This window comes from Streptomyces sp. NPDC018610, from assembly GCF_044391765.1.
Classification (GTDB): Bacteria; Actinomycetota; Actinomycetes; order Streptomycetales; family Streptomycetaceae; genus Streptomyces.
In genome coordinates this window covers 1-25,519 of sequence record NZ_JBISAL010000006.1, presented here as the reverse complement: position 1 = coordinate 25,519, position 25,519 = coordinate 1, and the positions used below count along the sequence as shown (strand labels likewise).

The window sequence follows — 25,519 nt, the reverse complement described above, 5'->3', positions numbered from 1 at the left end:
CGGGCGCCCGGGACACCGCTCCCCGGACGCGAGCCCGGCCGTCCCCGGCCGTCCCCGGCCAGGAGCGTACGCATGCCTGGCCGCACCGGTCCGCGCCGCACGCATGCCTGGCCGCACCGGTCAGCGCCGTGCGGATCGCCCGCGGGCCACGCCCCGCTGTCCCACACGTCATGTCGCCGTAACCGGTCATTCAGACAGCCTTGCGACGCTCACTCAATGAAGCCCGCCGTGCCCGAGCCCCCGCCGCCCCCCGAGGGGCCCGCCACCGCGCTCCCGCCTGCGCTTTCCGACGCGCCTGGATTCCGTCCGGCGCGGAAGAATGGATTCATGAGCCAGCCAGACGCCCAGGCAGCACAGATCCAGCAGATCCAGCCCTCCGTGGGCTCGATAGCCGCCCACCGCCCGCACACCGTGGCGGCCCCGGTCTCCGACCTGGATCCCGACATCGACGCCGACCTCGACCACTACGAGGAGTCGCAGGACGGCGCCGAGACCCTGCCCCAGGGCCGCTTCCTCGACCGCGAACGCAGCTGGCTGGCGTTCAACGAGCGGGTCCTCGAACTCGCCGAGGACCCCGACACCCCCCTGCTGGAGCGGGCGAACTTCCTCGCCATCTTCGCCAGCAACCTCGACGAGTTCTTCATGGTCCGGGTGGCCGGCCTCAAGCGCCGTATCGCCACCGGCGTCGCCACCCGCTCCGCCTCCGGGCTCCAGCCGCGCGAGGTGCTGGAGATGATCTGGGCGCGCTCGCGCGAGCTCATGGCCCGGCACGCCGCCTGCTACCACGAGGACGTCGCCCCCGCCCTCGCGGAGGAGGGCATCCACCTGGTCCGCTGGAGCGAGCTGACGGAGAAGGAGCAGGCCCGCCTGTTCACCCTCTTCCGCCAGCGCATCTTCCCCGTGCTGACCCCCCTCGCCGTCGACCCCGCGCACCCCTTCCCCTACATCTCCGGCCTCTCCCTCAACCTGGCCGTCGTGGTGCGCAACCCGGTCACCGGCCACCGCCACTTCGCCCGCGTCAAGGTCCCCCCGCTGCTCAACCGCTTCCTGGAGAGCTCCCCCGGCCGCTACGTCCCCCTCGAGGACGTCATCGCCGCCCACCTGGAGGAACTGTTCCCGGGCATGGAGGTGCTGGAGCACCACACCTTCCGCCTCACCCGCAACGAGGACCTCGAGGTGGAGGAGGACGACGCCGAGAACCTGCTCCAGGCCCTGGAGAAGGAGCTGATGCGACGCCGCTTCGGGCCGCCGGTGCGCCTGGAGGTCGAGGAGTCCATCGACCGCGAGGTCCTGGACCTCCTGGTGCGCGAGCTGAAGATCAGCGAGGCCGAGGTCTACCCGCTGCCCGGCCCCCTCGACCTCACCGGCCTGTTCCGCATCCACAGCCTGGACCGGCCCGAGCTGAAGTACCCGAAGTTCGTCGCCGGCACCCACCGCGACCTCGCCGAGGTCGAGTCGGCCTCCCCGCCGGACATCTTCGCCGCGCTGCGCAGCCGCGACGTCCTCCTGCACCACCCCTACGACTCCTTCTCCACCTCCGTGCAGGCCTTCCTGGAGCAGGCCGCCGCCGACCCCGACGTCCTCGCCATCAAGCAGACCCTGTACCGGACCTCGGGCGACTCCCCCATCGTCGACGCCCTCATCGACGCGGCCGAGTCCGGCAAGCAGGTCCTCGTCCTGGTCGAGATCAAGGCCCGCTTCGACGAGCACGCCAACATCAAGTGGGCGCGCAAACTGGAGGAGGCCGGCTGCCACGTCGTCTACGGCCTCGTCGGCCTGAAGACCCACTGCAAGCTGTCCCTGGTGGTCCGCCAGGAGGGCGACGACACGCTGCGCCGCTACAGCCACGTCGGCACCGGCAACTACCACCCCAAGACCGCCCGCCTCTACGAGGACCTCGGCCTGCTCACCGCCGACCCGCAGGTCGGCGCCGACCTCTCCGACCTCTTCAACCGCCTCTCCGGCTACTCCCGCCGCGAGACCTACCGCCGGCTGCTCGTCGCCCCCAAGTCCCTGCGCGACGGCCTGGTCTCCCGCATCAACAAGGAGATCCAGCACCACCGCGCCGGGCGGCCCGCGTTCATCCGCGTCAAGGTCAACTCCATGGTCGACGAGGCGGTCGTCGACGCGCTGTACGGCGCCTCGCAGGCCGGCGTCCCCGTCGACGTGTGGGTGCGCGGCATCTGCGCGCTGCGCCCGGGCGTCGCGGGTCTGTCGGAGAACATCCGCGTCCGCTCCATCCTCGGCCGCTTCCTGGAGCACTCCCGCGTCTTCGCCTTCGGCGGCGGCGGCGAGCCGGAGGTGTGGATCGGCAGCGCCGACATGATGCACCGCAACCTCGACCGCCGTATCGAGGCCCTGGTCCGGGTCACCGACCCCACCCACCGGGCCACGCTCAACCGGCTGCTGGAGACCGGCATGTCCGACACCACCGCCTCCTGGCACCTCGGCCCGGACGGCGAGTGGACCCGGCACGCGACCGACCCGGACGGCCAGCCCCTGCGCAACATCCAGGAGATGCTCATAGACGCCCGGAGGCGCCGGCGTGGCACAGCGACACCTTGACCCGACGGACCCCACGGCCGCCATCGCGCCCGTGACCGCCGACGCCCTCGCGGCCTATCTGCGGGCCCAGGCGACGGAGTTCCTGCGCGCCCTGCGCCTGCACCGCGAGGCCGGCGCGGGCGCGGCGGGCGGCACGGCGGAGACCGTCGACGCGGCGCGCGCCCTGCGCCGCTCGGCCCGCCGCATCAGCGGCAGCCTGCACACCTTCCGCCCCCTGCTGGACGAGACCTGGTCGGAGGAGCTGCGCCCCGAACTGGCCTGGCTCTCGGGCACCCTGGCCCTCGAACACGCCTGCCAGTCCCGCCTCACCCGCCTCCTGCGAGCCCTCAACCGCCTCTCCCCCCTGACCGACGCGGCCCCGAGCCCCCGCACCGGCACAGCTGCGGGCACCCGCGCCGACGCGGACGCGGGCAGCCGTGCCGCTGGGGCGATGGGGGTCCCCCCGGCACCGGAGCCTGTCGGAGGTGCTCGGGGGAGGGTGGGCGCTGGGGGCACCCCCTGCTCGAAGAGCTTGGGGGAGGCACCCGCCGCGGCGGCACCCGGCACCGCCCGCGCCCTGCCCCACGCCGCGACCCCGGACCGCGGCCGGCCCGCGCCCCCGGACCGGAGCCACCCCGCCCCGGCGGACCGCGGCAACCTCACCGTGGGCGCCGCGAAAGCCGGCGCCCTGCTGGACCGCCAGCTCACCCTCGCCCGCACCCGCGCCCACTCCACCGCCCTGCAAGCCCTCGGCTCCGCCCGCTTCCACGCCGTCGCCGACAAGGTCGCCTTACTCGCCAGCGACGTCCCCCTCGCCCCCGCCGCGCACGCCACCGACCCCCGCCCCCTCGCCACCGCGGCCGAGGAACGCCTGACCGACGCCGTCGCCGCGCTCCCCCTCGTCACCGCGGGCAGCCCGTACAACGCCCAGGCGCTGGTCCACGGCCTGTCGCCGGACCCGACCCCGCACCCGCAGGACGCCCCCTGGCACCAGGTCCGTCTGCTGCTGCGCCTGCACCGCTACGCCGGCGAGGCGCTGCGCGGCGGCGAGGAACCCGGCCTGCCGGTGGATCCGCTGCTGCTGGCGGCCGGTCAGGCGCTCAACCTGCACCGGGAGGCCTCCGAGGCGGCGGCGGCCGCGTCCTCGGCGGCGCGCACCCCGCGCATCGCCCCGGCGACGGCGTACGCCCTCGGCGTGCTCCACGCCGACCAGCGGCACGAGGTGGAGGCGGCCCGGTTCGCCTTCCAGCAGTCCTGGCAGAAGCGAACGATCGGCGCCGGCTGAGCACCACACGGCCGCACCACCACCGCACCCGCCCGCCGCGCCGCCGCGCCCCTCAGGCGTCGCGGGCGTGTCCCTCCGCGTCCGTGCGGGCCAGGCTGCGCGCCCGGCGGGCGGGACCGCGCCAGCCGCAGGTGCACCGGGCCACGCAGAAGCGGCCCTGCTCGGCGGTCGTCGTGCGATGGTCCGGGCGCCCCTGACGGTCCCGGTCCGACCGGTACTGCTCCTGCGCGGGGCCATGCCCCTCCTGCTGCGCCACGCGCACCACGCTACCCAGCCCGGGTGAACGGCCGGTTGCGGTTTCCTGTGGACGGACCCCGGCGCGTGACGGGGCCCCCTACCCGTCGTTATCCGGACGAGTAGGGGGCCCGTGACGGACGTACCGGCTGGGGGTAGGCAGGCGATGGCCAAGCGGCAGCGACGGCAGAGGGACGGCGCGGTGCTCGCGGCGGGGCTGCTGCTCTGCGCGTGCGCCTCGGGATGCGCCGGCGTGGGCGCGGCCTCCGAGGACGCCCGCGCCGCCACCGACCCGGTGCAGACCCTGCGCCAGGCCCCCGACGCCCTGCTGACGGCGGGCAGTTCGCAGGCGCGCACGGCGATGGAGATGGCCACCGGCGGGACCCGGGTGACGATCCGCGGCGAGGGCGCCTACGACTTCCGCCGACGGCGCGGACAGCTCACCGTCGTGCTGCCGCAGGACCCGACCGGGGCGGCCGAGCACGTGCCGATCGTCGAACTCCTCGCTCCGGGCGCGCTGTTCATGAAGAACCGGGGCGCGGGTGTGCCCGCCGACAAGTGGGTGCGGGTGGCGACGGCCACGCTCTCCGACGGCAACCTCGTCACCGGCGGCGCCACCGACCCGTTCACTGCGGCCGAGGTGCTGCGCGGCACGCGCAAGGCGACGTACGTGGGCCGGACCGAGGTGGCGGGCGTGGCGGTGCGGCACTTCCGGGGCACGGCGGACCTGGCGCTGGCGGCGCGGAATGTGCCGGGGGCCGAGGAGGCGGCGTTGCGGGCGGCGGCGAAAGGGTTCGCCACGGCCGATGTGCCGTTCGACGTCTACCTCGACGACCAGGGCCGCGTCCGCAAGCTCCGGCAGAGTTTCTCCTTCGTCAACGGCCGGCGCCGCAGCCCCGTGGCCGTGGACTCCACGACGCTGCTGTTCGCCTTCGGCACCCCGGTCACCGTGATCCTGCCGCGGGCCCGGGACATCTACACCGGCCGCATCGCCGAGGCGGACTAGGCCGTGAACTAGCCCGTCCGTGCCATGCGCCCGGCGCACCACCCTCCCTACTCTGGTGCTGCGACAGCACTAGGAAGTCTGTGACGGCAGAGACGAGGTGACGCGCGTGGCTCCGGTCGGCGGTACGGCAGTTCAGGACCACGTGGCCCTCGCGGAGATCGAACTGTGCGGGGAGCTGATCATCGCCGCCTCGGCGGCCCGGGGTCGGCTCAGCCTGGAGAGCATCGACGAGGTGCTGAGAGTGACCGAGGAACGGCGCAGCGACACCGGCCGGTGATCCGTACGCCGTCCGCGACCCCGAGTGACCTACGTCACCGCGTCGCGCATGTCACGTCCTCAGCAGCCGGCCGATCGCCTTGGTGGCCTCCTCGACCTTCGCGTCGATCTCGGAGCCGCCCTTGACGGCGGCGTCGGCGACGCAGTGCCGCAGGTGCTCCTCCAGCAGCTGCAGCGCGAAGGACTGCAGGGCCTTGGTGGAGGCCGACACCTGGGTGAGTATGTCGATGCAGTAGGTGTCCTCGTCGACCATCCGCTGCAGGCCGCGGATCTGCCCCTCGATCCGGCGCAGCCGCTTGAGGTGCTCGTCCTTCTGCTTGTGGTAGCCGTAGGTGGCGTGCCCCGCGGCGTGCTCCTGCCCGGCCTGTCCGCTCTCGCAGGGCGCCGTCGCGCCGGCCTCGGTGGTCGTCATCGCGTCCTCCCGCTGGGAACAGAATCAGGGCAGACATACCCCTGCCCGGTATATCGTAACGAATTTCCCGGGGTACAGGACCCTTGGCCCGCCCCCGTGCCGACCACTGTGCCTGATGGGCGACACTGGGGACGGCCCCTTAGCCGTGGCCGGATGATGCGCTTAGCATCACCCTGACCGAAACCGAAGCACCCCGAGGACCCCACGTGCGCTTTCGTCTGACCCCCAGGGAGACGAGCTTCTATGACATGTTCGCCGCGTCCGCGGACAACATCGTCACGGGCTCCAAGCTCCTGATGGAACTGCTCGGGGCGGACGCCTCCGCCCGGGTCGAGATCGCAGAGCGTATGCGGGCCGCGGAACACGCAGGCGACGACGCCACACACGCGATCTTCCACCAGCTGAACTCCTCCTTCATCACGCCCTTCGACCGCGAGGACATCTACTCCCTCGCCTCGTCCCTCGACGACATCATGGACTTCATGGAGGAGGCCGTCGACCTGGTCGTCCTCTACAACGTCGAGGAACTGCCCAAGGGCGTCGAACAGCAGATCGAGGTGCTGTCGCGGGCGGCGGAGCTCACCGCGGAGGCCATGCCGCACCTGCGGACCATGGACAACCTCACCGAGTACTGGATCGAGGTGAACCGTCTGGAGAACCAGGCGGACCAGATCCACCGCAAGCTGCTCGCCCACCTGTTCAACGGAAAGTACGACGCGATCGAGGTGCTGAAGCTCAAGCAGATCGTGGACGTGCTGGAAGAGGCGGCGGACGCCTTCGAGCACGTGGCGAACACGGTGGAGACCATCGCGGTCAAGGAGTCCTGAGGCGTCCATGGACACCCTCGCTCTTGTTGTGACCATCCTGGTCGCGCTCGGTTTCGCGTACACCAACGGCTTCCACGACTCCGCCAACGCCATCGCCACCTCGGTGTCGACCCGCGCGCTCACCCCGCGGGCCGCCCTGGCGATGGCCGCGGTGATGAACCTCGCCGGCGCCTTCCTCGGCAGCGGCATCGCCAAGACGGTCAGCGAAGGCCTCATCGACACCCCCACCGGCAGCCACGGCATGGGCATCCTCTTCGCGGCCCTGGTCGGCGGCGTCGTCTGGAACCTGATCACCTGGTACTTCGGCCTGCCCTCGTCCTCCTCGCACGCCCTGTTCGGCGGCCTGGTGGGCGCGGCGCTGGCGGGCGGCACCGCGGTGCACTGGTCGGGCGTCGTCGACAAGATCGTCATCCCGATGTTCCTGTCCCCGGTGGTCGGTCTCATCGGCGGTTACCTGGTGATGACGGCCATCATGTGGATCTTCCGCCGGGCCAACCCGCACAAGGCCAAGCGCGGCTTCCGCATAGCGCAGACCGTCTCGGCGGCCGGCATGGCCCTCGGCCACGGCCTGCAGGACGCGCAGAAGACCATGGGCGTCGTGGTGATGGCCCTGGTCATCGGCGGCGCCGAGACCTACGGCGACCCCATCCCGGTGTGGGTGAAGCTGATCTCCGCGCTGATGCTGTCGCTGGGCACCTACGCGGGCGGCTGGCGCATCATGCGCACCCTGGGCCGCAAGATCATCGAGCTGGACCCGCCGCAGGGCTTCGCGGCCGAGGCGACCGGCGCGTCGATCATGTTCGGCACGGCGTTCCTGTTCAAGGCCCCGATCTCCACCACCCATGTGATCACCTCCGCGATCATGGGCGTGGGCGCGACGAAGCGGGTCAACGCGGTCCGCTGGGGCGTGGCGAAGAACATCGTCCTCGGCTGGTTCATCACCATGCCCGCCGCCGGACTCGTGTCGGCGCTCGCCTTCTCCCTGATCAAGCTGGCGTTCCTGTAGGACCGCCCGCGCGCCGCGCACATGACGGACGGGCCCGCCCCCGGCTTTCCGGGGGCGGGCCCTTCCGCGTCCTCACGGTGGCACCGCCATGCAGCACCGTGAGGGGACTCGATGATCCCCGGCGTCCCCCGGGGGGGAGCCTCGGGGACGGTCCCGGGGATCAGCCGAAGCGGCCGGAGATGTAGTCCTCCGTGGCCTGCACCGACGGGTTGGAGAAGATCCGCGCGGTGTCGTCGATCTCGATCAGCCGGCCCGGCTGCCCGACCGCCGCCAGGTTGAAGAACGCGGTGCGGTCCGAGACGCGGGCGGCCTGCTGCATGTTGTGGGTGACGATGACGATCGTGAAGCGCTCCTTCAGCTCGCCGATCAGGTCCTCGATGGCGAGGGTCGAGATCGGGTCGAGGGCGGAGCACGGCTCGTCCATCAGCAGCACCTTCGGCTCGACCGCGATCGCGCGGGCGATGCACAGCCGCTGCTGCTGGCCGCCGGACAGGCCCGAGCCCGGCTTGTTCAGCCGGTCCTTGACCTCGTTCCACAGGTTGGCGCCCTTGAGCGACTTCTCGACGACGTCGTTCAGCTCGCTCTTGCGGTACTTGCCGTTCAGCCGCAGCCCCGCCGCCACGTTGTCGAAGATCGACATGGTGGGGAAGGGGTTGGGCCGCTGGAAGACCATGCCCACCTCGCGGCGGACGGAGACCGGGTCGATCTGGGCGCCGTACAGATCCTCGGAGTCGAGCATCACCTTGCCCTCGACCCGCCCGCCCGGGGTGACCTCGTGCATCCTGTTCAGGGTGCGCAGGAACGTCGACTTGCCGCAGCCGGACGGCCCGATGAAGGCCGTCACCGAACGCGGCTCGACCGTCATCGAGATGTCCTCGATCGCCTTGTGGGAGCCGTAGTAGGCGGTGAGCCCGCTCACGTCGATTCGCTTGGCCATGACTGGTTCACTTCCAAAAAGTCTGGTGTCGCCGGAAGGGCCCGCGCGGCGCCGGCCGCGCGGCGGTGCTTCAACGACCGGTCTTGGGCGCCTTCCAGCGGGCGACGCCGCGGGCAGCCAGGTTGAGGATCATCACGAAGGCGATCAGGGTGAGCGAGGCCGCCCACGCGCGGTCGTACGCCGCTCCCTCGCCCGCGCTGTTCGCGTACTGCTGGTAGATGTACAGCGGCAGCGAGGACTGGGCCCCCTCGAAGGGGTTCGTGTTGATGAAGGGGTTGCCGAACACCAGCAGCAGCACGGGCGCGGTCTCGCCGGCGATGCGGGCGACGGCCAGCACGACGCCGGTGATGATGCCGCCCAGGGAGGTGGGCAGGACCACCTTCAGGATCGTGCGCCACTTCGGCACGCCCAGGGCGAGGGAGGCCTCCCGCAGCTCGTTCGGGACGAGCTTGAGCATCTCCTCGGTGGAGCGGACCACGACCGGCATCATCAGGATGGCCAGGGCGAGGGAGCCGGCGAAGCCGAACGGCTGGGTCTTCGTCATCAGCATCAGGCTGAGGATGAACAGACCGGCGACGATCGACGGGATGCCGGTCATCACGTCGACGAAGAAGGTGACGGCCCGGGCGAGGGAGCCGCGCCCGTACTCCACCAGGTAGATCGCGGTGAGCACGCCGACCGGCGCGCCGATCAGGGTGGCCAGGCCCACCTGCTCCAGGCTGCCGATGATGGCGTGGTAGATGCCGCCGCCCGGCTCGGTGTCGGCGACCACGCCCATCGAGTGGGTGAGGAAGTAGACGTCCAGGACCTTCACACCGCGCTTGACGGTCACCCACACCAGGGAGACCAGCGGCACCACGGCGAGCAGGAAGGCCACCCAAACCAGGCTGGTCATGACCCGGTCCTTGGCCTGCCGGCGGCCCTCGACGCGGGCGGCGATCCCGTAGGTGCCCAGGACGAAGAGGACGGCGGCGATCAGGCCCCACTGGACATGGTTGTGCAGCCCGCCGGCCAGGCCGACGACGACCGCCAGGGCCAGCGAGCCGGCCGCGATCGCCCACGGCGACCAGCGGGGCAGGGAGGCGCCGCGCAGGCTGCTGCCGCGTCGCTTGTCGGACATCGCTGCGGTGCTCATGCGTTGGCCCCCGAGTACTCCTTGCGGCGGGCGATGATCAGCCGGGCCGCGCCGTTGACCAGCAGGGTGATGACGAAGAGCACCAGGCCGGAGGCGATCAGCGCGTCCCGGCCGAACTCTGTCGCCTCGCTGAACTTGCTGGCGATGTTCTGGGCGAAGGTGCCGCCGCCCGGGTCGAGCAGGCTGGCCTTGATGTCGAAGGTCGGGGAGAGCACGGTGGCGACGGCCATGGTCTCGCCGAGCGCGCGGCCGAGGCCCAGCATCGACGCGGAGATCACACCGGAGCGGCCGAAGGGCAGCACCGACATGCGGATGACCTCCCAGCGCGTGGCGCCGAGGGCGAGCGCGGCCTCCTCGTGCATCCGCGGGACCTGGCGGAAGACCTCGCGGCTGACGTTGGTGATGATCGGCAGGATCATGATCGCCAGCAGGACGCCGACGGTGAGCATCGAGCGGGGCGCCCCGCCGTCCCAGGAGAAGATCCCGGTCCAGCCGAGGTACTCGTCCAGCCAGCCGAACAGCCCGTCCATGTGCGGGACGAGGACCAGCGCGCCCCACAGGCCGTACACGATGGACGGCACGGCGGCGAGCAGGTCGATCACGTACGAGATCGGGCCGCTCAGCCGACGCGGGGCGTAGTGGGTGAGGAAGAGGGCGATGGCGACCGCGACCGGGACCGCGATGACCATGGCGACGACCGAGGAGACGACCGTGCCGTAGACCAGTACGGCGATGCCGAAGCTCGGCGGGACGAGGCTGGTGTTCCACTCGAAGGTGGTCAGGAAGTTGCCGTGGTCGTCGCTGATGGCGAGACACGCGCGGTAGGTGAGGAAGACCGCGATAGCGGCCATGATCACCAGGAGCAGGATGCCCGACCCGCGGGTCAGGCCGACGAAGATCCGGTCTCCGGGGCGGGTGGCGCCGCGGGCGGCGCGCCGGGACGCGGCCGGGTCCGGCGGGCCGAAGGGCGCGGCGACGTCTGTTTGCTGTGTGGATATGTCCATCGGGTTCTCCGGTCTGCGGAGCCGTACACGTCGTACGGCTCCTGGCGGCGGTGCACCGGACGGTGCGACCGGCCCCGGGTGGGGACCGGCCGCACTCGGATCAGCTCAGGCCCTCGATGGTGGTGCGGACCTTGCTGATGATCGCGTCGGGGATCGGCGCGTAGTCCTTCTCGGTGAGGATCTTCTGGCCGTCCTCGCTGGCGATGTAGCGCAGGAACGCCTTGGTGGCGGGCAGCGTGTCGGCCTTGTTGCCCTTGTCGCAGGCGATCTCGTAGGTGACCAGGACCATCGGGTAGGCGCCGTCGGCCTTGGTGGCGTAGTTCAGCTGGAGCGCCAGGTCGCTGCCGGTGCCGACGACCTTGGCGTCCGCGATGGCCTTGGTGGCGTTGTCGACGGTGGCCTTGACCGGGGCGGAGGCGCCGGTGTCGATGGCGACCGTGGACAGGTCCTTGGCGTACGACAGCTCGAAGTAGCCGATGGCGCCGCCCGTCTGCTTGACCTGCTGGGCCACGCCGGAGGACTGCGGGGCCGCCTGGCCGCCCTTGGCCTGCCAGGCCTTGCCGCCGGAGTACGTCCAGTCGCTCGGGGCGGCGGCCTTCAGGTACTTGGTGAAGTTGTCCGTGGTGCCGGACTCGTCCGAGCGGTGGAACGCCTGGATCTTCAGGTCGGGCAGCTTGGCGTTCGGGTTGAGCTTCTTGATCTCCGGGGCGTTCCAGTTCTGGATCTTGGCGTCGAAGATCTTCGCCAGGGTCGGCGCGTCGAGCACCAGGTCCTGCACGCCGGGGACGTTGTAGCCGACCGCGATCGGGCCGCCGACCATCGGCAGGTCGATGCCCTGGCCGCCGGAGCAGACCTTCTTGGACGCGGCCACGTCCTCGGGCTTCAGCGCGGAGTCGGAGCCGGCGAAGGCCACCTGGCCCTGGCCGAACGCGGTGACGCCGGCGCCGGAGCCGCCGCCCTTGTAGTTGATCTGCACGCCGCAGGCCTGGCTGAACTCCTTCACCCAGGCGTCGATCGCGTTCTTCTGCGCGGAGGAGCCGTCCGCGAGCAACTGGCCCTTGGCCCCGTCGCACTTGATGGAGCTGTTGGAGGCCGCGGTGCTGCTGCCACCACCGGCGTCGTCCTTGCCGCCCGTGTCGTCGGAGCCGCACGCCGTGAGGGCCAGGGCGCCGGAGACGGCGAGAGCGCCGAGAGCGAGTGCCCGCCGGTTCTTGCGCTGAAGCTTCACTTGAGGGAGTTCCTTCCAGGAGCCGCCGTCCTGTCCGGCGGCGTGCGAAGAGTGGGCGACACCGGTGCGCCGAAAACGCGCACCAGCACCGGGTAAGGCCGAAATTAGGCAGAACAGGTGAAGCCGCCGATGGCCGGAAGTGAACGAGGGGTGAACCCCTGCCGTCAGTGCGGTGAGGTCACGGAACGCTCACGGGGAGAGCACGTGCGGGTCCCGGCGGAACCGCGGACCCCTGGCGCCCCGAGCGCGCCACCGCACGTACCGGACCTTCCCCGCCACCGCCCGCAGCGGTCCTCCCCGTGCTCCGGCGGACCCCGCCCGAGGGAACCCACCGGGCCCGGCGGTCGTCTCGGTCCACGGGAGCCGACAGGAAGGGCACGACATGGAACGGCGTGCGTTCATATCGGGCGGGACGGCGGCACTCGCCGGCCTCGCCACGGCCGCTTGCAGCGGCGGCACGAACGGCGGCGGGGCCGTGGACGGCGCGTCCGGCGCGGGCGCCTCCCACACCTCGCTGTCCTCGTCGGCCTCGTCCGCCGGCACGGCGCACCGCACCGCGGGCAGCGTCCGCACCGCGGCCGACTGGGCCGCCCTCGCCCGCACCTTGGACGGCGCCCTCGTCCGCCCCGGCGACGCCGGGTGGCCGACGGCGCGTCAGCTCTACAACACCCGCTTCGACGGACTGCGCCCGGCCGCCGTCGCCTACGTCGCCCACACCGACGACATCCGTACGGCCCTGTCCTACGCACGCGCCCACAGCCTGCGCGTCGCCGTCCGCAACGGCGGCCACTCCTACGCCGGCTGGTCCTCCGGCGACGGCCGCCTCGTCATCGACGTCTCCCGGCTCGACCGGATCCGCGCGAGCGGCACCACGGCGGTGGTCGGCGCGGGCGCCAAGCTCATCGACGTCTACCGCGCGCTCGCCGCCAAGGGCGCGACCATACCCGCCGGTTCCTGCCCCACGGTGGGCGTCTCCGGCCTCACCCTCGGCGGCGGCCACGGAGTGGTCTCCCGCGCCTACGGCCTGACCTGCGACAGCCTCACCCAGGCCACCCTCGTCACCGCCGACGGCAAGGTGCTGACCGCCGACTCCACCGAGAACGCGGACCTGTTCTGGGCGCTGCGCGGCGCCGGCAACGGCAACTTCGGCGTCGTCACCGAACTGCGCTTCCGCACCCATCCCGCCCCCCAGGCGGTCTCCGCCTACCTCACCTGGCCGTGGGCCAGGGCGGCGGCGGTGGTGACGGCCTGGCAGGAGTGGGGGCCGAGCCAGCCGGACGAGATCTGGTCCTCCCTGCACCTGGAGAACACCGCCGGCGGCGCCCCGAAGGTGTCCGTCGCCGCGTTCTCGCTCGGCACCTACGGCGACCTGCAGAACGCGGTGGACCGCCTGGCCGCGCGGATCGGCGCGCGCGCCTCGAGCGTCTCGCTGCGCCGCCACACCTACGAGAGCGCCATGGAGTCCTACGCCGGCTGCTCGTCCTTCCCGACCGAGCCCCAGTGCCACCTGCCCGGCCCGACCCCCGGCCGCTCCCCGCAGGGCAGGCTCGACCGCGACACCTACGCGGCCCGCTCGGACTTCTTCGACCGCTCGATCCCCGCGGCCGGCGTCCAGGCCCTCCTCGACCGGACCCGCGCGGTGCGGGGCGGGGCGGGCAGCATCGCGCTCACCGCGCTCGGCGGCGCGGTCAACCGCGTCTCGCCGACGGCGACGGCCTTCGTCCACCGCCGCTCACGGATACTGGCCCAGTACTTCGCCTCCTGGACCGCCGGCGCGGCGGGCACGGCGGCCCAGTCCTGGCTGACCTCGGCCCACGGCGCGATGCGGCCGTACGCCTCCGGCGCCGCCTACCAGAACTACACCGACCCCACCCTGACCGACTGGCGCACGGCCTACTACGGCGCGGCCGCCCCCCGCCTGAGCCGGCTGAAGCACCAGTACGACCCCACGGCCTTCTTCACCTTCCCCCAAGGCCTCTGACCGCCCGCCCGTGGCTGCGAGCACCACTCACCGCAGCCGCAGGCACCGCTCACCGCGGCCCGCTCACGCGGCCAAGTCCCGCTCCTCAGCCGACGCCCGCTCCTCCCCGCACGCCTCGGAGACCACGGCCCCCACCTCGCCCCGCCGCCCCCGCACCAGCCACGCCCCCCAGGAAGTCCTCTCGACAGCCCTCAGCACCGGCGTGAGCCCCGCCATCGCCAACGGCGACAGCAACAGCGCCACAGCCGTCCCCAGCGCGAACCCCCCGACCACGTCCGTCGGATAGTGCACGCCCATGTACACCCGGCAGAACCCCTCGGCCAGCGCGATCCCGATCCCCGCCAGCCCGAACCGCCGGTTCGCCACGAACAGCGCGGCCCCCATCGCCATGGTGATCGTCGCGTGGTCGCTCACGAACGAGAAGTCGGTCTTCCCGGAGACCAGCACGTCCAGCCCCTGGTGGTCCCGGAACGGCCGGGGCCGCTCCACGAAACCCCGTATCGGCACGTTCACCAGCACCGCGATCCCGGCCGCGAGCGGCGCCCACACCAGCGCGGCGACCGACGCCGCGGCGTTCTCCCCGCCCCGCCGCCGCACGGACCACCAGCACCACAGCACCAGCAGCACCGAGGCGAGCAGCAGCCCGTACTCGCCGACGAACTCCATGGCCTTGTCGAACCAGTGGGGGGCGTCCTTGGCGAGGCCGTTGATGTCGTAGAGCAGGTCGACGTCGGGGTTCGACCCGGATTCGGCGAGTCCAGCCATGGTGCTGCGGCCCCTTCGTCGTGTCGTTCCGGGCGCACCCAGCGTGCGCCGCTCCTGCCACCCCCGTGGTCGTAGATCCGCTCCCGCTGCGTGCGCGCGCGTACCGCACGCCCTCCGTCCGACGTCGGCTTGGCTACGTCAACAGGAACGCACGAGCCCGATCGATACGTTCCGCACTCCACCGAACGATCACGCAGACGTTACCGAAGAGAGACTCGTCACCGCAGCTCAGGGGCGGGGTTCACGCTCGGTTCACACCGAGGTGGTGAGCGCTTTCGCGCCATCCTCGGTCACCCGGGTGGCCCCGAAGTAGTCCGGTGTGTCGATGGGGTCGAACCGGATCACCGCCCCTGTGCGCGGTGCGTCGATCATGTACCCGCCGCCGACGTAGATACCCACGTGCCGGATGGCCCGCGAGTTGGTCAGATCGTCGGAGAAGAACACCAGGTCCCCCGGCAGCAGCTCCTCGCGCTTGGGATGCGCCCCCGCGTTGTACTGGTCGTTGGCGACCCGCGGCAACGAGATCTTCGCGCTGGCGTACGCCGCCTGCGTCAGCCCCGAGCAGTCGAACCGTCCGCCCTGCTCAGCGGTGCCCTCACCGCCCCACAGATACGGCGTCCCCAGCTTGCTCTGGGCGTAGGAGATGGCCTGAGCCGCCTGCTGCGAGGGGTCCAGCCGGGTCACGGGCGCGGCGAAGCTCTTCTCCAGCGTGGTGATCGTCTTCACGTAGTTCTGCGTCTCGGCGTACGGCGGCACGCCCCCGTACCTGATGACCGCGTCCGCCCCCGCGTTGTAGGCGGCGAGCATGTTGTGCGTGGCGTCGCCGGGCACGGTCCGCACGTACTTCGCGAGCTCGCAGTCGTAGGAGGCGGCCGACGGAATCGCGTCATTCGGGTCCCAGACGTCGCGTCTGCCGTCGCCGTTGCCGTCGACGCCGTGCGTGGCCCAGGTGCCGGGGATGAACTGCGCTATCCCCTCGGCCGCGGCGGCCGATCTGGCGTTCGGATCGAACCCGCTCTCCTGGTACAACTGCGCGGCCAGCAGCGCCGGGTTGATGGCGGGGCAGAGATTTCCCCACTTCTGCACGAGGGACTTGTAGGCGGCCGGCACGGCGCCCTTGGCGAGCCCGACGGACCCCCCGCCCACGCCGCCGACGCCGTTCCCGGCGACGAGGTACACACCGATGATCAGCGCCAGTGCGAAGGAGAGCCCTGAGCCGACGACGGCGAGCGCTACGACCCGACCCTTACGCACCGTCAACCGCCCTTCAGCGAACGGGAGTCTCCCGGCGTCAGTCTAGGGGCGCGCCGCTCGATTTTTGAGAGGGCAGCACACCGGTGGCGCACGGTCTCGGCCACCGGCGCCCCGACCGCGGGGGGCCTGCCGGACCACGGTCCGGTCAGCCGACTCCGCCGGCGGCGTCCTCGTAGAGCCCCGCCGCCTCGTCGCCGAAGACGACGCTGTAGGAGACGTCCGGGGTGGAGCCGCCCATCTCGTGCCCGCCGAGGACGCCGACGACCTCGTGCTTGCCGTTGACCCACGGGCTGCCACTGGTGCCGCCGGTGAACTTCGGGCATTCGATGCGCTGTTGGGTACCGCTGTGCGCATTGGGCCGGTTGGTGCAGCTGACCGGCACCTCGCGCTCGTCGGGATATCCGGTGACGGTCACCGGCGTCGCCCCGGTCTTGCGCCCCGTGGTGAACCGGTTGGCGCCGACGACGTCCTCGATCTCGTCCCCCTTGAGCGGCGCGAGCGCGGCGAAGGCGAAGTCGCTGTCCTCGTCCTGGTCGCGCGACCAACCGTCGGGCACGAAGCGTTTCCTGACCGACCACACGCCGTACGGCGCCTTGCCGTCGCGGTACCCCGGCACGAAGACGAGGTCGCCGTCGCCGGTCACGCAGTGGGCGGCCGTCAGGATCAGGTTCCGGCCGGCGCTGTGCACCACCGAGGCCGTGCAGAAGTGGTTCCCGGCGAGGGCGCCGGCCTTGTCCGCGCCGAACAGCGCACCGACCCGGGCGCTCGGCGGGGTCGTGGCGGACACCGCGGTCACTCCGAGCGGGCCGGCCCCGTCATCGGCGGCGGCGACGGACGCGGAGGTCACCGCGATCAGCGTCAGGCCGACGAACAGCGCCTGGTTCCGGGCGCGGTGGCGACGGCGTCCGTGACGAGCGGGACTCTGGATGCCTGAGGTGCGCTTCATCAGGCCCCACTGTGACCCACGAAGGTGAGAAACGGATCCCGACTTCGCTGAGATTTTCCTGTGAAACCCCCGTTCACCGCACACTGTGCCCCGCATCGTCCTCCTTGTCCCGTTCACGGTCGGGGAGCACGGCCGGCGCACGGACCGGCGCCGCCCACCGCGTCTCCGCCGCACCTGATTCCCCCACCACGCCCCCTCAGTCGTCACCGGCAGGGGTGGCCGGACCGGCGAAGCGTGAGACCATCGGAACGCCACTCACCCGACTGGCCGTCAGGAACCGTGCCGGGACGTGAAAAGTGACAACGACGGGACCACACGGCAGGTTCCGGTCGCACCTCATTGCCCGGCGTGACCTGCCGTGATACACACAGTGACCATACGCACGAAACTCGCCAGGCAATGGCGCCAAGTCGACATACGCGGGCATCATCGTCGGCGACAATGAGGCCTGACCTCTGCACGCCCGCAGGGGCCGCGGAACTACCCACCAGGGGCGGTGACTTACATGCTCTTTGCGGCCGACAAGGGAGACATCAACACCATCATCGGCGGGATCGCTCCCAACTGGGGTCCCTTCGGCAGCCTGGGCAACGAGGCGAAGGTGATGATCGAAGTGGTGATGGCGGTGGCCATCCTGCTCTGCCTCGGCATCGCCGTCTGGGGGGCCGCCAAACAGCGGATCGGCGCCACCGCCCTGCGCGACACGTTCAGCGCGGAACAGGGCAAGGGCCTGATCATCGCCGGCCTCACAGGCGTGTTCATCATCGGCTCCCTCGGCACGCTGTTCACCATCGTGTACGGCATGGCCGTGTAGACCGTGTGACCGGCGCACACCCGCGCATGCCGCGCACGGTGCTCCGCCCGCGCCGCCGGCCGGACCCTCCGGACGCGCCCGGTGCCCCCGCTGCCCCCACCCACCCACCGTGCCCACCGGCCGAGGTTGCGTTTCCCTGATGTCGAGTCACCACACCGCGCCCACGCGGGAACCAGCACGGCTACCGTCGTACTTCTACGCGTTCCGGTACGAGGTCGAGGTCGAGGTCGAGGGAGCGTACGGGGCATGAGTCTCGGAGACGAGCACGGGTTCGGTGATTCCGCACGCGCCGACGACGAGTACTACGACGGCGCACGCACCCGCACCAGATTCCCTGACCGCGCCGGCGACCCCTACGGAGGCGCCCGGCGCGGCCCCCGCTCGTCCTCGCGCGGCCTGGTCACGGTGGTCGCCGTGGTCGTCCTCCTGATCGGCGCGATCGCCTTCGCGAACCGCGGCGGCGGCGGGGACGACGGCGGCTCGGCCGCCGACGGCGGGAAGGGCGCCGCACCGAAGGCGGCGGCGACCGCCGCCACCGGCAAGCGGCCGGTGACGACGAAGACCGCCGGCATCCCCTCCGGCTTCCCCCACGACGAACAGGGAGCACAGAGCGCGGCGGCGAACTACGCCGTGGCACTGGGCTCCACCGGCATGTTCAACAAGGCCAGCCGGCACACCCTCCTGGGCCTCCTCTACACCTCCGAGGCGGCCGCGAAGCTCCAGGGCCCGATGGACCAGGCCTACTCCACCGGCTTCCTCGGCAAGATGGGCCTGGACGCCAACGGCAAGGCGCCGTCCGGCAACACCTTCGTCTCCCGAGTGGCCCCTCTCGGCACCACCGTCCAGCAGTACAGCGACAGCGACGCCCGGGTCGCGGTCTGGTACATGGGGCTCATCGGCATGTCCGGCAAGGGCTCGACCGACCCGATCACCGCGTCCTGGAAGACCTGGACGTTCGACCTGCGGTGGGCCGGGAACGACTGGAAGATCGTCGCCGACTCGCAGAAGGACGGCCCCGCCCCGGTCCCCGGTGACGACAGGGCCGCCACCTCCGCCGAGATCAGCAAGGCCATCGAAGAGTACGGAGGGTTCACGTATGCCCGGTAGCAAGCAGCGCGCGCTGGGGCTCACCGGAGTCGTGGCAGCCGTGCAGACGTCGGTCGTGCTGCTGGCGACCCGCGCCGTCGCCGCGCCCCCCTCGCCCGGCACGACACCCTCGGGCCCGGCCTCGTCGTCGCCCTCCCCGTCGCCGTCGCCCAGCAAGGACAACTGCGACCTCATCTTCGGCGAGGCCAAGAAGTACTGCGAGCGCGGCAACGAGAGCAGCGGAGGCGGAGCGACCACCTCCGACCCCACCGCCACCCTCGACCCCCTCTCCTCCCTGGCCAAGGGCTGCGCCGACGCCGCCTCCTGGACCATCAAGGAGCTCAGCAAGGCCGTGCAGTCGACCGCCGCCGTCGACTTCACCAACCAGAAGTTCCTCCAGCAGTACGCCATCGTCTTCGCGGCCTCGGCCATCCTCACCCTGCTGCTGTGGCTGCTGGCCGTCGCCAAGCGGGCCGTGCGCGGCGTACCGCTGACCACCGCCATCTCGGAGGCCGTCGGCTTCCTGTGGCTGACCGTGCTCGCCTCCGCCTTCACCCCGCTGATCCTCTACACCGTCGTCTCCGCGACCGACAGCGTCAGCGACGTCCTGGCCAAGGCCACCGGCGACCAGACCGGCACGTTCTTCGGCACGTTCGCCGGCGCCCTGGACAAGGGCACCGACATCGGCGGCGGCCCGATCATGCTGATCCTGGTCTCGCTCATCTCCATCCTCGCCGCCGGCGTGCTCTACCTGGAGATGTTCCTGCGCGCCATCCTGCTCTACGTCGGCGCCCTGCTCGGCGTCGTCGTCTACTCCGGGCTGGTCGACAAGAACCTCTGGGGCCACGTCCGCCGCTGGGCCGGGATCATGATCGCTGTGATCCTGGTCAAACCGGTCATCGTCATCGTGCTCGGCCTGGCCAGCGCCCTCACCACCGACGGCGGCCCCGACGCGCTCGGCGCCGTCGTCTCCGGCCTCGCCATCATCCTGCTCGCCATCTTCGCCAGCGCGATGATCTACCGCTTCGTCCCCGGCTTCGGCGACGAGATCGCCGCCGGCCGCAACAACCGCATCATGCAGGGCGCCGAACGCAAGGCCGCCGCCGTCATCAGCTCCCCGGCCACCATGGTCGCCCAGGGCATCAAGACCCACAGCACCCGCGCCGACAGCAACGGCGGAGCAGGCGCGTCCTCCGGCCCCCGCCCCGCCAACCCCGCCTCCGGAGGCTTCGCCGCGCACGGCTCGCGCGCCTCCGACGGCGGCGGCGGAGCCGTCCCCTCCGCCACCCCGGCCCCCCGCGCACCCAGCCCGGTGAACACCCCGCACGCCAGCAGCACCCGCAACAGCAGTACCAACCGCACGGGAGGTGAAGGGCGTTGACGACCGAGTCCCACGTGTCCCCCGCGGTCACGCCCCGCCGTACTTATCTGATCGGCCGCGCCCGGCCGAACGCGATCGTCGGCCGCAACCGCGAGACCGGCGAGATCGCCCTCATCGTCGTGGGCGCGGCCATCGGCATGATGTGCGGGCTCCTCGTCCCCGTACTGCCCCTGCGCATCGTGCTGCTGACCGGCTTCCCTCTGCTGGCCCTCGCCGCCGTCTACGTGCCCTACCGGCACCGCACCTTCTACAAGTGGTTCGAGATCAACCGCAGCTACAAGCGCACCGTCAAGCGCAACGCCGCCTACCGCTCCGGCGTGATGGAGGCCGGCACCCGCGTCGACGGCCGCGAGATCGAGATCGGCCCGCCGCCCGGCATCGGCCGCATCACCTGGCTCGCCGCGCCCTTCGGCCCCGACGAGATCGCCGTCCTGCTGCACGCCGACCGCAAGACCGTCACCGCCGCCATCGAGATCGAGGGCCCCGGCGTCGGCCTGCGCGACTCCGAGGACCAGGAAGCCCTCGTCGACCGCTTCGGCACCCTCCTCAAGCACGTGGCCAACGGCGACGGCTTCGTCACCCGCCTGCAGATGCTCGCCCGCACCCTGCCCGCCGACCCCGACGCCCACGCCAAGGACGTCGCCCAGCGCGGCGACGAGCGCGCCCCGGGCTGGCTCCAGCAGTCGTACGACCAACTGCAGTCCATGGTGTCCACCAGCAGCGAGCAGCACCGCGCCTACCTCGTCGCCTGCATGCACTTCACCCGCGAACTGGCCGCCGAGGCACACGCCATGGCCCGCGCCGCCCGCCCGCAGGCCGGCCGCAAGCTCGACCGCGACGCCGGCCTCGCCGTCGTCATGGCCCGCGAGCTGACCGACATCTGCTCGCGCCTCCAGGAGGCCGACATCCGCGTGCGCCAGCCCCTCGGCCAGGGCCGGCTCGCCTCGCTGATCCACTCCATGTACGACCCGGACCACCCGATCGACCACATCCAGGCCATGACCCGGCGCAACGCCTGGCCCGCCGAGCTGGACGCCCGGGAGCCCACGTTCCTCCAGGCCAAGACCCGCGAGTCCTCGACCCGCGAGCCCTGGTGCCACGCCACCGCCTGGGTCAAGGAGTGGCCGATGACCCCGGTCGGCGTCAACTTCCTGGCGCCCCTCCTCGTCCACACCCCGGACGTCATCCGCACCGTCGCCGTCACCATGGACCTCGAACCCACCGAGGTCGCCATCGAGCGCATGCTGACCGAGAAGACGAACGACGTCGCCGAGGCCAGCCGCGCCGCCAAGATGAACCGCACCGTCGACCCTCGCGACGTCGCCGCCCACAACCGCATCGACCAGCGCGGCGAGGACCTCGCCAGCGGCGCCGCCGGCGTCAACCTCGTCGGCTACATCACCGTCTCCTCCCGCACCCCGGAGGCCCTGGCCCGCGACAAGCGGACGATAAGGGCGTCGGCCGGCAAGTCGTACCTCAAGCTGGAGTGGTGCGACCGCGAGCACCACCGCGCCTTCGTGAACACGCTCCCGTTCGCCACCGGAATCCGACGGTAGGGGCTGATGCTCTGATGCGGGACCCGCTGACCGCACTCACGGACGCCTTCACGTCCTTCCTCTTCGGGAAGGTCGAGACGACCCGCCTGCCGGTGCGCACCTCCACCGGCCAGGCCCAGGCCGTCTACCTGCCCACGGCCGCGCCCGGCCTCGGCGACTCCGGCGTCATCATCGGCCGCGAGGTGTACTCCGGCAAGGGATACATCTACGACCCCTTCCAGCTGTACGGCCAGCAGCTGCCCGCCCCGCACTGGCTGGTCCTCGGCGAGTCCGGCAACGGCAAGTCGGCGCTGGAGAAGACCTACGTCCTGCGCCAGCTGCGCTTCCGCGACCGCCAGGTCGTCGTCCTGGACGCCCAGGGCGAGGACGGCGTCGGCGAGTGGAACCTCATCGCCGAGGAGCTGGGCATAACTCCCATCCGCCTCGACCCGACCGCCGCCCTCAACCACGGCATCCGCCTCAACCCGCTGGACCCGTCGATCACCACCACGGGCCAGCTGGCGCTGCTGCGCACCATCATCGAGGTCGCGATGGGCCACGGCCTCGACGAGCGCTCCGGCTTCGCCCTGAAGGTCGCCCACGCCTACGTCAACGAGACGATCGTCCAGCGCCAGCCGGTGCTGTCCGACATCGTCGAACAACTGCGTCACCCGGAACCGGAGTCGGCCGAGGCGATGAACGTCGCCATAGACGACGTACGCGCCTGGGGCCTGGACGTCGCCCTGGTCCTGGACCGCCTGGTCGACGGCGACCTGCGCGGCATGTTCGACGGCCCGACCACGGTCGGCATCGACCTGGACGCGCCGCTGATCGTCTTCGACCTGTCCCACATCGACCGCAACTCCATCGCCATGCCGATCCTCATGGCGATCGTCGGCGTGTGGCTGGAGCACACCTGGATCCGCCCCGACCGCAAGAAGCGCATCTTCCTGGTCGAAGAGGCCTGGCACATCATCAACAGCCCGTTCGTCGCCCAGCTGTTCCAGCGGCTGCTGAAGTTCGGGCGCCGGCTCGGCCTCTCCTTCGTCGCGGTCGTCCACCACCTGTCCGACGTGGTGGACGGCGCGGCCGCCAAGGAGGCGGCGGCGATCCTGAAGATGGCCTCAACCCGGACCATCTACGCCCAGAAGGCCGACGAGGCGCGGGCCACCGGCCGGGTTCTGGGCCTGCCCCGGTGGGCGGTGGAGATCATCCCGACGCTCACCCCCGGTATCGCGGTCTGGGACGTCAACGGCAACGTCCAGGTCGTCAAACACCTGATCACCGAGACCGAACGGCCGCTGGTCTTCACCGACCGCGCCATGACCGAGTCCTCCCTCGACCGCCTGGCCGACGACGCCCTGCGCGCCGCCGAACTGGAGGCCGAGGCGCGGGCCGCGGCCTTCGTGGAGCAGCACGTCCCCGACCTGGGCGGCTCCTCCGAGTCGACGGTGGCCTAGGGCCTACAGAAAGGCACGCAGCGGTGAGACCGGACGACCGCGGGCAGGGCGGTGGGCGTCGGGAGGGCCAGGGCGGCATCCCCGACGGCCTGCTGATCGGCCTTCTCGCCTTCCTCCTCGGCATGACCCTGCTGGTGTGGACGGCCACGGGCCTGGCCGGCCTGTTCACCCACGGCTCCTGGCCCTCCGGCGTCGCCTTCACCCGTACGCCCCTGGCCATGCGGCACCTCGTCGCCGAGCCGCACGACATCCCCGGCGCCTGGCCCGACACCCCGGCGGACCGGCTCTCCGGGTACGGGCTGTTCTGGGGCCTGTTCATCGGCCAGCTGATGGTGTTGTTCGTGCTGACCGTGTTCCTGCTGGGCACAGTGACCCGGTGGCGGACCGTCCGGGCCCGGCAGCGGGCGGAGAAGGCGGCGGCCCGCGAGGAGGCCCGCGCAGCGGCCCGGGGCCGAGCCCCGAAGACCGAGCCTCGTCAGGAGCCGGCGCCGGTCCCATGGGAGGTTCCCGCGCCCCACGACGTCCCCGGCCAGCGCCCAGCCCCCGCCCCCGCGCAGAACCCGCTCACCCCACCCCGGCCGGCCGTACGGCCCGCCGAGCCGGAAACCGGCGCACCGCCCCCCTCGCCGCCGTTCCCGTCCTCGACACCCCCACCGACACCGCCGGCGTCGTTCCCGGCGACCGCGCGGCCCACCGTCCTCGTCGCGCCGCGGGAGAACCGGCAGGGCGCGGCAGCCCAGGCGATCCGCGACGCGGCCGGTCCCGCCCTCGTGGTCACCTCGAACCCGGCGCTGTGGCAGGACACCAAGGACTCCCGCGCCAAGCTCGGCCCGGTCCTCCTCTACGACCCCGCGCACCTGTGCGACACCCCGGCCCGTCTCCACTGGTCCCCCACGGCCGGCTGCGAGGACAAGCAGACCGCTCTGTCCCGGGCGGCCGCGCTGCTCGCCCCGGTCCGCCCGACCGCGAAGATCGACCAGGCGGTGGCGGACACCGCTCAAACGCTGCTGCGCAGCTTCCTCCACGCCGCCGCGATCGACGGCCGCACCATCCGCCACGTCCACCGCTGGTCGCAGGGCGCCCAGCTCCAGGAGGCCGTACGGGCCCTGCGCACCAACCCGAAGGCGGCCGCGGGATCGGCGGGCGAACTCGAGGCCGCCCTCACCTCGCACACCGAACGCCGGGACATCGCCCAGGGACTGACGAGCCGTGCCCTCGCCGCGCTCTCCACGGTGAACATCCGCGAAGCCTGCACTCCCAACCGAACTGATGCGCTCGCCTTGGATTCCTTCGTCAACGAAGGGGGAACGCTTTACGTGGTGGGGGAATCCATCGAGGATCCCCGCACCGATCCGGGCGCCATGCCCCTTCTGACGGCGCTCGCCGCAAGCGTGGTCGAGCGCGGCCGGCGCATGGCCGAACGGTCATCCTCCGGTCGGCTCGACCCACCACTCGCCCTCGTCCTGGACGACGTGGCGGCCGTGGCCCCGCTGCCGCAGCTCCCCGAGCTGCTGGCCGGGGGGGCCGGCCAGGGGCTGCCGACTCTGGCCCTGCTCCGCTCCCGGGAACAGGGCCGCGCTCGCTGGCCCCACGACGAGCTGCCCGTCTGAAGCCCCGCCGGTACCCGCCTGAGGATCTGTCGATCCGTCGTGCGACCCGGCCTTCCGGCCCGGCCGTCAGGCCCGCTCGAGGACGTACTCCAGCTCGGTCTGTTCGGGGTGGCCGGACATCGGCACGGTGTGGCCGCTGGGCACGAACCCGAACCGCCGGTAGAAGCGCTGGGCCCGTCCGTTGTCCTCGTGCACGAACAGCCGCACCCGGTCCACACCGCTCTCCCAGGCCCACTGCACGGCCTCGTCGAACAGCACCTCGGTGAGTCCGCAGCCCCGGTGCTCGGGCCGCACGTACACGCCGACGACATGGCCCTGGGAGCGGTCCACCGGGCAGCCGGCCCAGTCCGTCGTGCCGGGTTCCTCCATGAGCACGGTGACGGTCCCGACCCATTCGCCGACGGGATCCTCCGCGATGAACTGGCGCACTCCGGTCGAGCCCTCGGCGGCCCCGACGGCCCGGTCCTGCCAGAAGGAGTCCGGCTTGGCGGCGGCGTCCTCGTATGTCTCCAGGAAGGCGAGGTGGGCGATCGGGTCCTGCAACGCACGGAGCCTCAGCGCCTTCACGGCGGGCCACTCGTCGGTGCGTATGGCACGGACCAGGTACTTCTCGTCACTGTCGGGGCTGTTCATGAAGTCACCGTAGTGCAGAAAAAAGAAGAGGCCCACACCATTTCGGTGTGGGCCTCTTCTGAAAGATTGTTCGGCGGTGTCCTACTCTCCCACAGGGTCCCCCCTGCAGTACCATCGGCGCTGTAAGGCTTAGCTTCCGGGTTCGGAATGTAACCGGGCG

Annotated in this window: 23 protein-coding genes and 1 rRNA gene; 13 read left to right on the top strand and 11 right to left on the bottom strand. The window is 71.6% G+C overall.

Translation table 11 applies throughout. The annotated features are described in order from the left end of the window. The first annotated feature begins 216 nt into the window (after nt 1-216). Both ACH5A8_RS16545 and ACH5A8_RS16540 read left to right on the top strand, forming a co-directional pair. Nucleotides 217-2,565 (top strand): RNA degradosome polyphosphate kinase, encoded by a 2,349-nt coding sequence (locus tag ACH5A8_RS16545; protein WP_399002472.1) that lies wholly within the window; start codon nt 217-219, stop codon nt 2,563-2,565. Continuing rightward, nucleotides 2,546-3,829 (top strand): CHAD domain-containing protein, encoded by a 1,284-nt coding sequence (locus ACH5A8_RS16540; protein ID WP_399002470.1) that lies wholly within the window; start codon nt 2,546-2,548, stop codon nt 3,827-3,829. The genes ACH5A8_RS16545 and ACH5A8_RS16540 overlap by 20 nt, the downstream gene beginning before the upstream one ends. A 52-nt stretch (nt 3,830-3,881) precedes the next feature. Here the strand turns inward: ACH5A8_RS16540 and ACH5A8_RS16535 are convergent, their stop codons facing one another. Then, on the bottom strand, nt 3,882-4,085 hold the full coding sequence (locus tag ACH5A8_RS16535; protein ID WP_399002468.1) for a hypothetical protein: 204 nt from the start codon (nt 4,083-4,085) through the stop codon (nt 3,882-3,884). Between the two features lie 144 nt (nt 4,086-4,229). Between ACH5A8_RS16535 and ACH5A8_RS16530 the strand changes: the two genes are divergently transcribed. Both ACH5A8_RS16530 and ACH5A8_RS16525 read left to right on the top strand, forming a co-directional pair. After that, entirely contained in the window at nt 4,230-5,069 is an 840-nt protein-coding gene (locus ACH5A8_RS16530) for a hypothetical protein (protein ID WP_399002466.1), read from the top strand. A gap of 97 nt (nt 5,070-5,166) precedes the next feature. Continuing rightward, the gene (locus ACH5A8_RS16525) at nt 5,167-5,346 is read left to right on the top strand and encodes a hypothetical protein (protein ID WP_399002464.1); all 180 of its coding nucleotides are present in this window, start codon (nt 5,167-5,169) and stop codon (nt 5,344-5,346) included. A gap of 51 nt (nt 5,347-5,397) precedes the next feature. On the opposite strand, the gene ACH5A8_RS16520 is transcribed toward ACH5A8_RS16525, so the two are convergent. Continuing rightward, a complete protein-coding gene (locus ACH5A8_RS16520; RefSeq protein ID WP_399002462.1) occupies nt 5,398-5,757 on the bottom strand; it encodes a metal-sensitive transcriptional regulator in 360 nt (119 codons plus the stop codon). A 206-nt stretch (nt 5,758-5,963) separates the two neighbouring features. Here ACH5A8_RS16520 and ACH5A8_RS16515 point away from each other — a divergent pair, with 206 nt between their 5' ends. Further along, nucleotides 5,964-6,584 (top strand): DUF47 domain-containing protein, encoded by a 621-nt coding sequence (locus ACH5A8_RS16515; RefSeq protein ID WP_399002460.1) that lies wholly within the window; start codon nt 5,964-5,966, stop codon nt 6,582-6,584. Between the two features lie 7 nt (nt 6,585-6,591). Beyond that, entirely contained in the window at nt 6,592-7,590 is a 999-nt protein-coding gene (locus ACH5A8_RS16510; protein WP_399002458.1) for an anion permease, read from the top strand. 160 nt (nt 7,591-7,750) lie between these two features. Here the strand turns inward: ACH5A8_RS16510 and pstB are convergent, their stop codons facing one another. From pstB to pstS, 4 genes are all read right to left on the bottom strand, one after another. Beyond that, a complete protein-coding gene (pstB, locus tag ACH5A8_RS16505; protein ID WP_399002456.1) occupies nt 7,751-8,527 on the bottom strand; it encodes a phosphate ABC transporter ATP-binding protein PstB in 777 nt (258 codons plus the stop codon). Between the two features lie 70 nt (nt 8,528-8,597). Beyond that, a complete protein-coding gene (gene pstA / locus ACH5A8_RS16500) occupies nt 8,598-9,662 on the bottom strand; it encodes a phosphate ABC transporter permease PstA (RefSeq protein WP_399002454.1) in 1,065 nt (354 codons plus the stop codon). After that, nucleotides 9,659-10,666, bottom strand: a complete 1,008-nt coding sequence (gene pstC, locus ACH5A8_RS16495; RefSeq protein WP_399002452.1) for a phosphate ABC transporter permease subunit PstC — start codon at nt 10,664-10,666, stop codon at nt 9,659-9,661. Before pstC ends, pstA begins: the two co-directional genes overlap by 4 nt. Before the next feature lie 100 nt (nt 10,667-10,766). Then, complete coding sequence (pstS, locus tag ACH5A8_RS16490; protein WP_399002450.1) at nt 10,767-11,894, bottom strand: phosphate ABC transporter substrate-binding protein PstS; 1,128 nt, start codon at nt 11,892-11,894, stop codon at nt 10,767-10,769. A gap of 382 nt (nt 11,895-12,276) precedes the next feature. On the opposite strand from pstS, the gene ACH5A8_RS16485 reads away from it, so the two are divergent. Next, complete coding sequence (locus tag ACH5A8_RS16485) at nt 12,277-13,875, top strand: FAD-binding oxidoreductase (protein ID WP_399002448.1); 1,599 nt, start codon at nt 12,277-12,279, stop codon at nt 13,873-13,875. Between the two features lie 63 nt (nt 13,876-13,938). On the opposite strand, the gene ACH5A8_RS16480 is transcribed toward ACH5A8_RS16485, so the two are convergent. From ACH5A8_RS16480 to ACH5A8_RS16470, 3 genes are all read right to left on the bottom strand, one after another. After that, nucleotides 13,939-14,640, bottom strand: coding sequence for a phosphatase PAP2 family protein (locus ACH5A8_RS16480; protein WP_399002446.1), 702 nt, complete (start codon nt 14,638-14,640; stop codon nt 13,939-13,941). A gap of 252 nt (nt 14,641-14,892) precedes the next feature. Continuing rightward, the gene (locus ACH5A8_RS16475) at nt 14,893-15,894 is read right to left on the bottom strand and encodes an NlpC/P60 family protein (RefSeq protein ID WP_399002444.1); all 1,002 of its coding nucleotides are present in this window, start codon (nt 15,892-15,894) and stop codon (nt 14,893-14,895) included. 145 nt (nt 15,895-16,039) lie between these two features. Further along, nucleotides 16,040-16,840: a trypsin-like serine peptidase gene (locus ACH5A8_RS16470; protein ID WP_399002442.1), complete on the bottom strand. Its 801-nt coding sequence runs from the start codon at nt 16,838-16,840 to the stop codon at nt 16,040-16,042. Between the two features lie 505 nt (nt 16,841-17,345). Here ACH5A8_RS16470 and ACH5A8_RS16465 point away from each other — a divergent pair. From ACH5A8_RS16465 to ACH5A8_RS16440, 6 genes are all read left to right on the top strand, one after another. After that, complete coding sequence (locus tag ACH5A8_RS16465; RefSeq protein WP_009189392.1) at nt 17,346-17,654, top strand: hypothetical protein; 309 nt, start codon at nt 17,346-17,348, stop codon at nt 17,652-17,654. Nucleotides 17,655-17,900: 246 nt separating this feature from the next. Further along, nucleotides 17,901-18,761, top strand: a complete 861-nt coding sequence (locus tag ACH5A8_RS16460) for a hypothetical protein (protein WP_399002440.1) — start codon at nt 17,901-17,903, stop codon at nt 18,759-18,761. Continuing rightward, nucleotides 18,751-20,121, top strand: a complete 1,371-nt coding sequence (locus ACH5A8_RS16455) for a hypothetical protein (RefSeq protein WP_399002438.1) — start codon at nt 18,751-18,753, stop codon at nt 20,119-20,121. The genes ACH5A8_RS16460 and ACH5A8_RS16455 overlap by 11 nt, the downstream gene beginning before the upstream one ends. Then, nucleotides 20,118-21,677, top strand: a complete 1,560-nt coding sequence (locus ACH5A8_RS16450; protein ID WP_399002437.1) for an SCO6880 family protein — start codon at nt 20,118-20,120, stop codon at nt 21,675-21,677. Before ACH5A8_RS16455 ends, ACH5A8_RS16450 begins: the two co-directional genes overlap by 4 nt. Before the next feature lie 14 nt (nt 21,678-21,691). Next, on the top strand, nt 21,692-23,116 hold the full coding sequence (locus tag ACH5A8_RS16445) for an ATP-binding protein (RefSeq protein WP_399002435.1): 1,425 nt from the start codon (nt 21,692-21,694) through the stop codon (nt 23,114-23,116). Between the two features lie 23 nt (nt 23,117-23,139). After that, nucleotides 23,140-24,726, top strand: coding sequence for a type IV secretory system conjugative DNA transfer family protein (locus tag ACH5A8_RS16440; RefSeq protein ID WP_399002433.1), 1,587 nt, complete (start codon nt 23,140-23,142; stop codon nt 24,724-24,726). Nucleotides 24,727-24,792: 66 nt separating this feature from the next. Here the strand turns inward: ACH5A8_RS16440 and ACH5A8_RS16435 are convergent, their stop codons facing one another. Beyond that, a complete protein-coding gene (locus ACH5A8_RS16435) occupies nt 24,793-25,359 on the bottom strand; it encodes a GNAT family N-acetyltransferase (protein WP_399002431.1) in 567 nt (188 codons plus the stop codon). A gap of 68 nt (nt 25,360-25,427) precedes the next feature. Further along, nucleotides 25,428-25,519, bottom strand: a 5S ribosomal RNA gene (gene rrf / locus ACH5A8_RS16430); the annotation flags it as partial.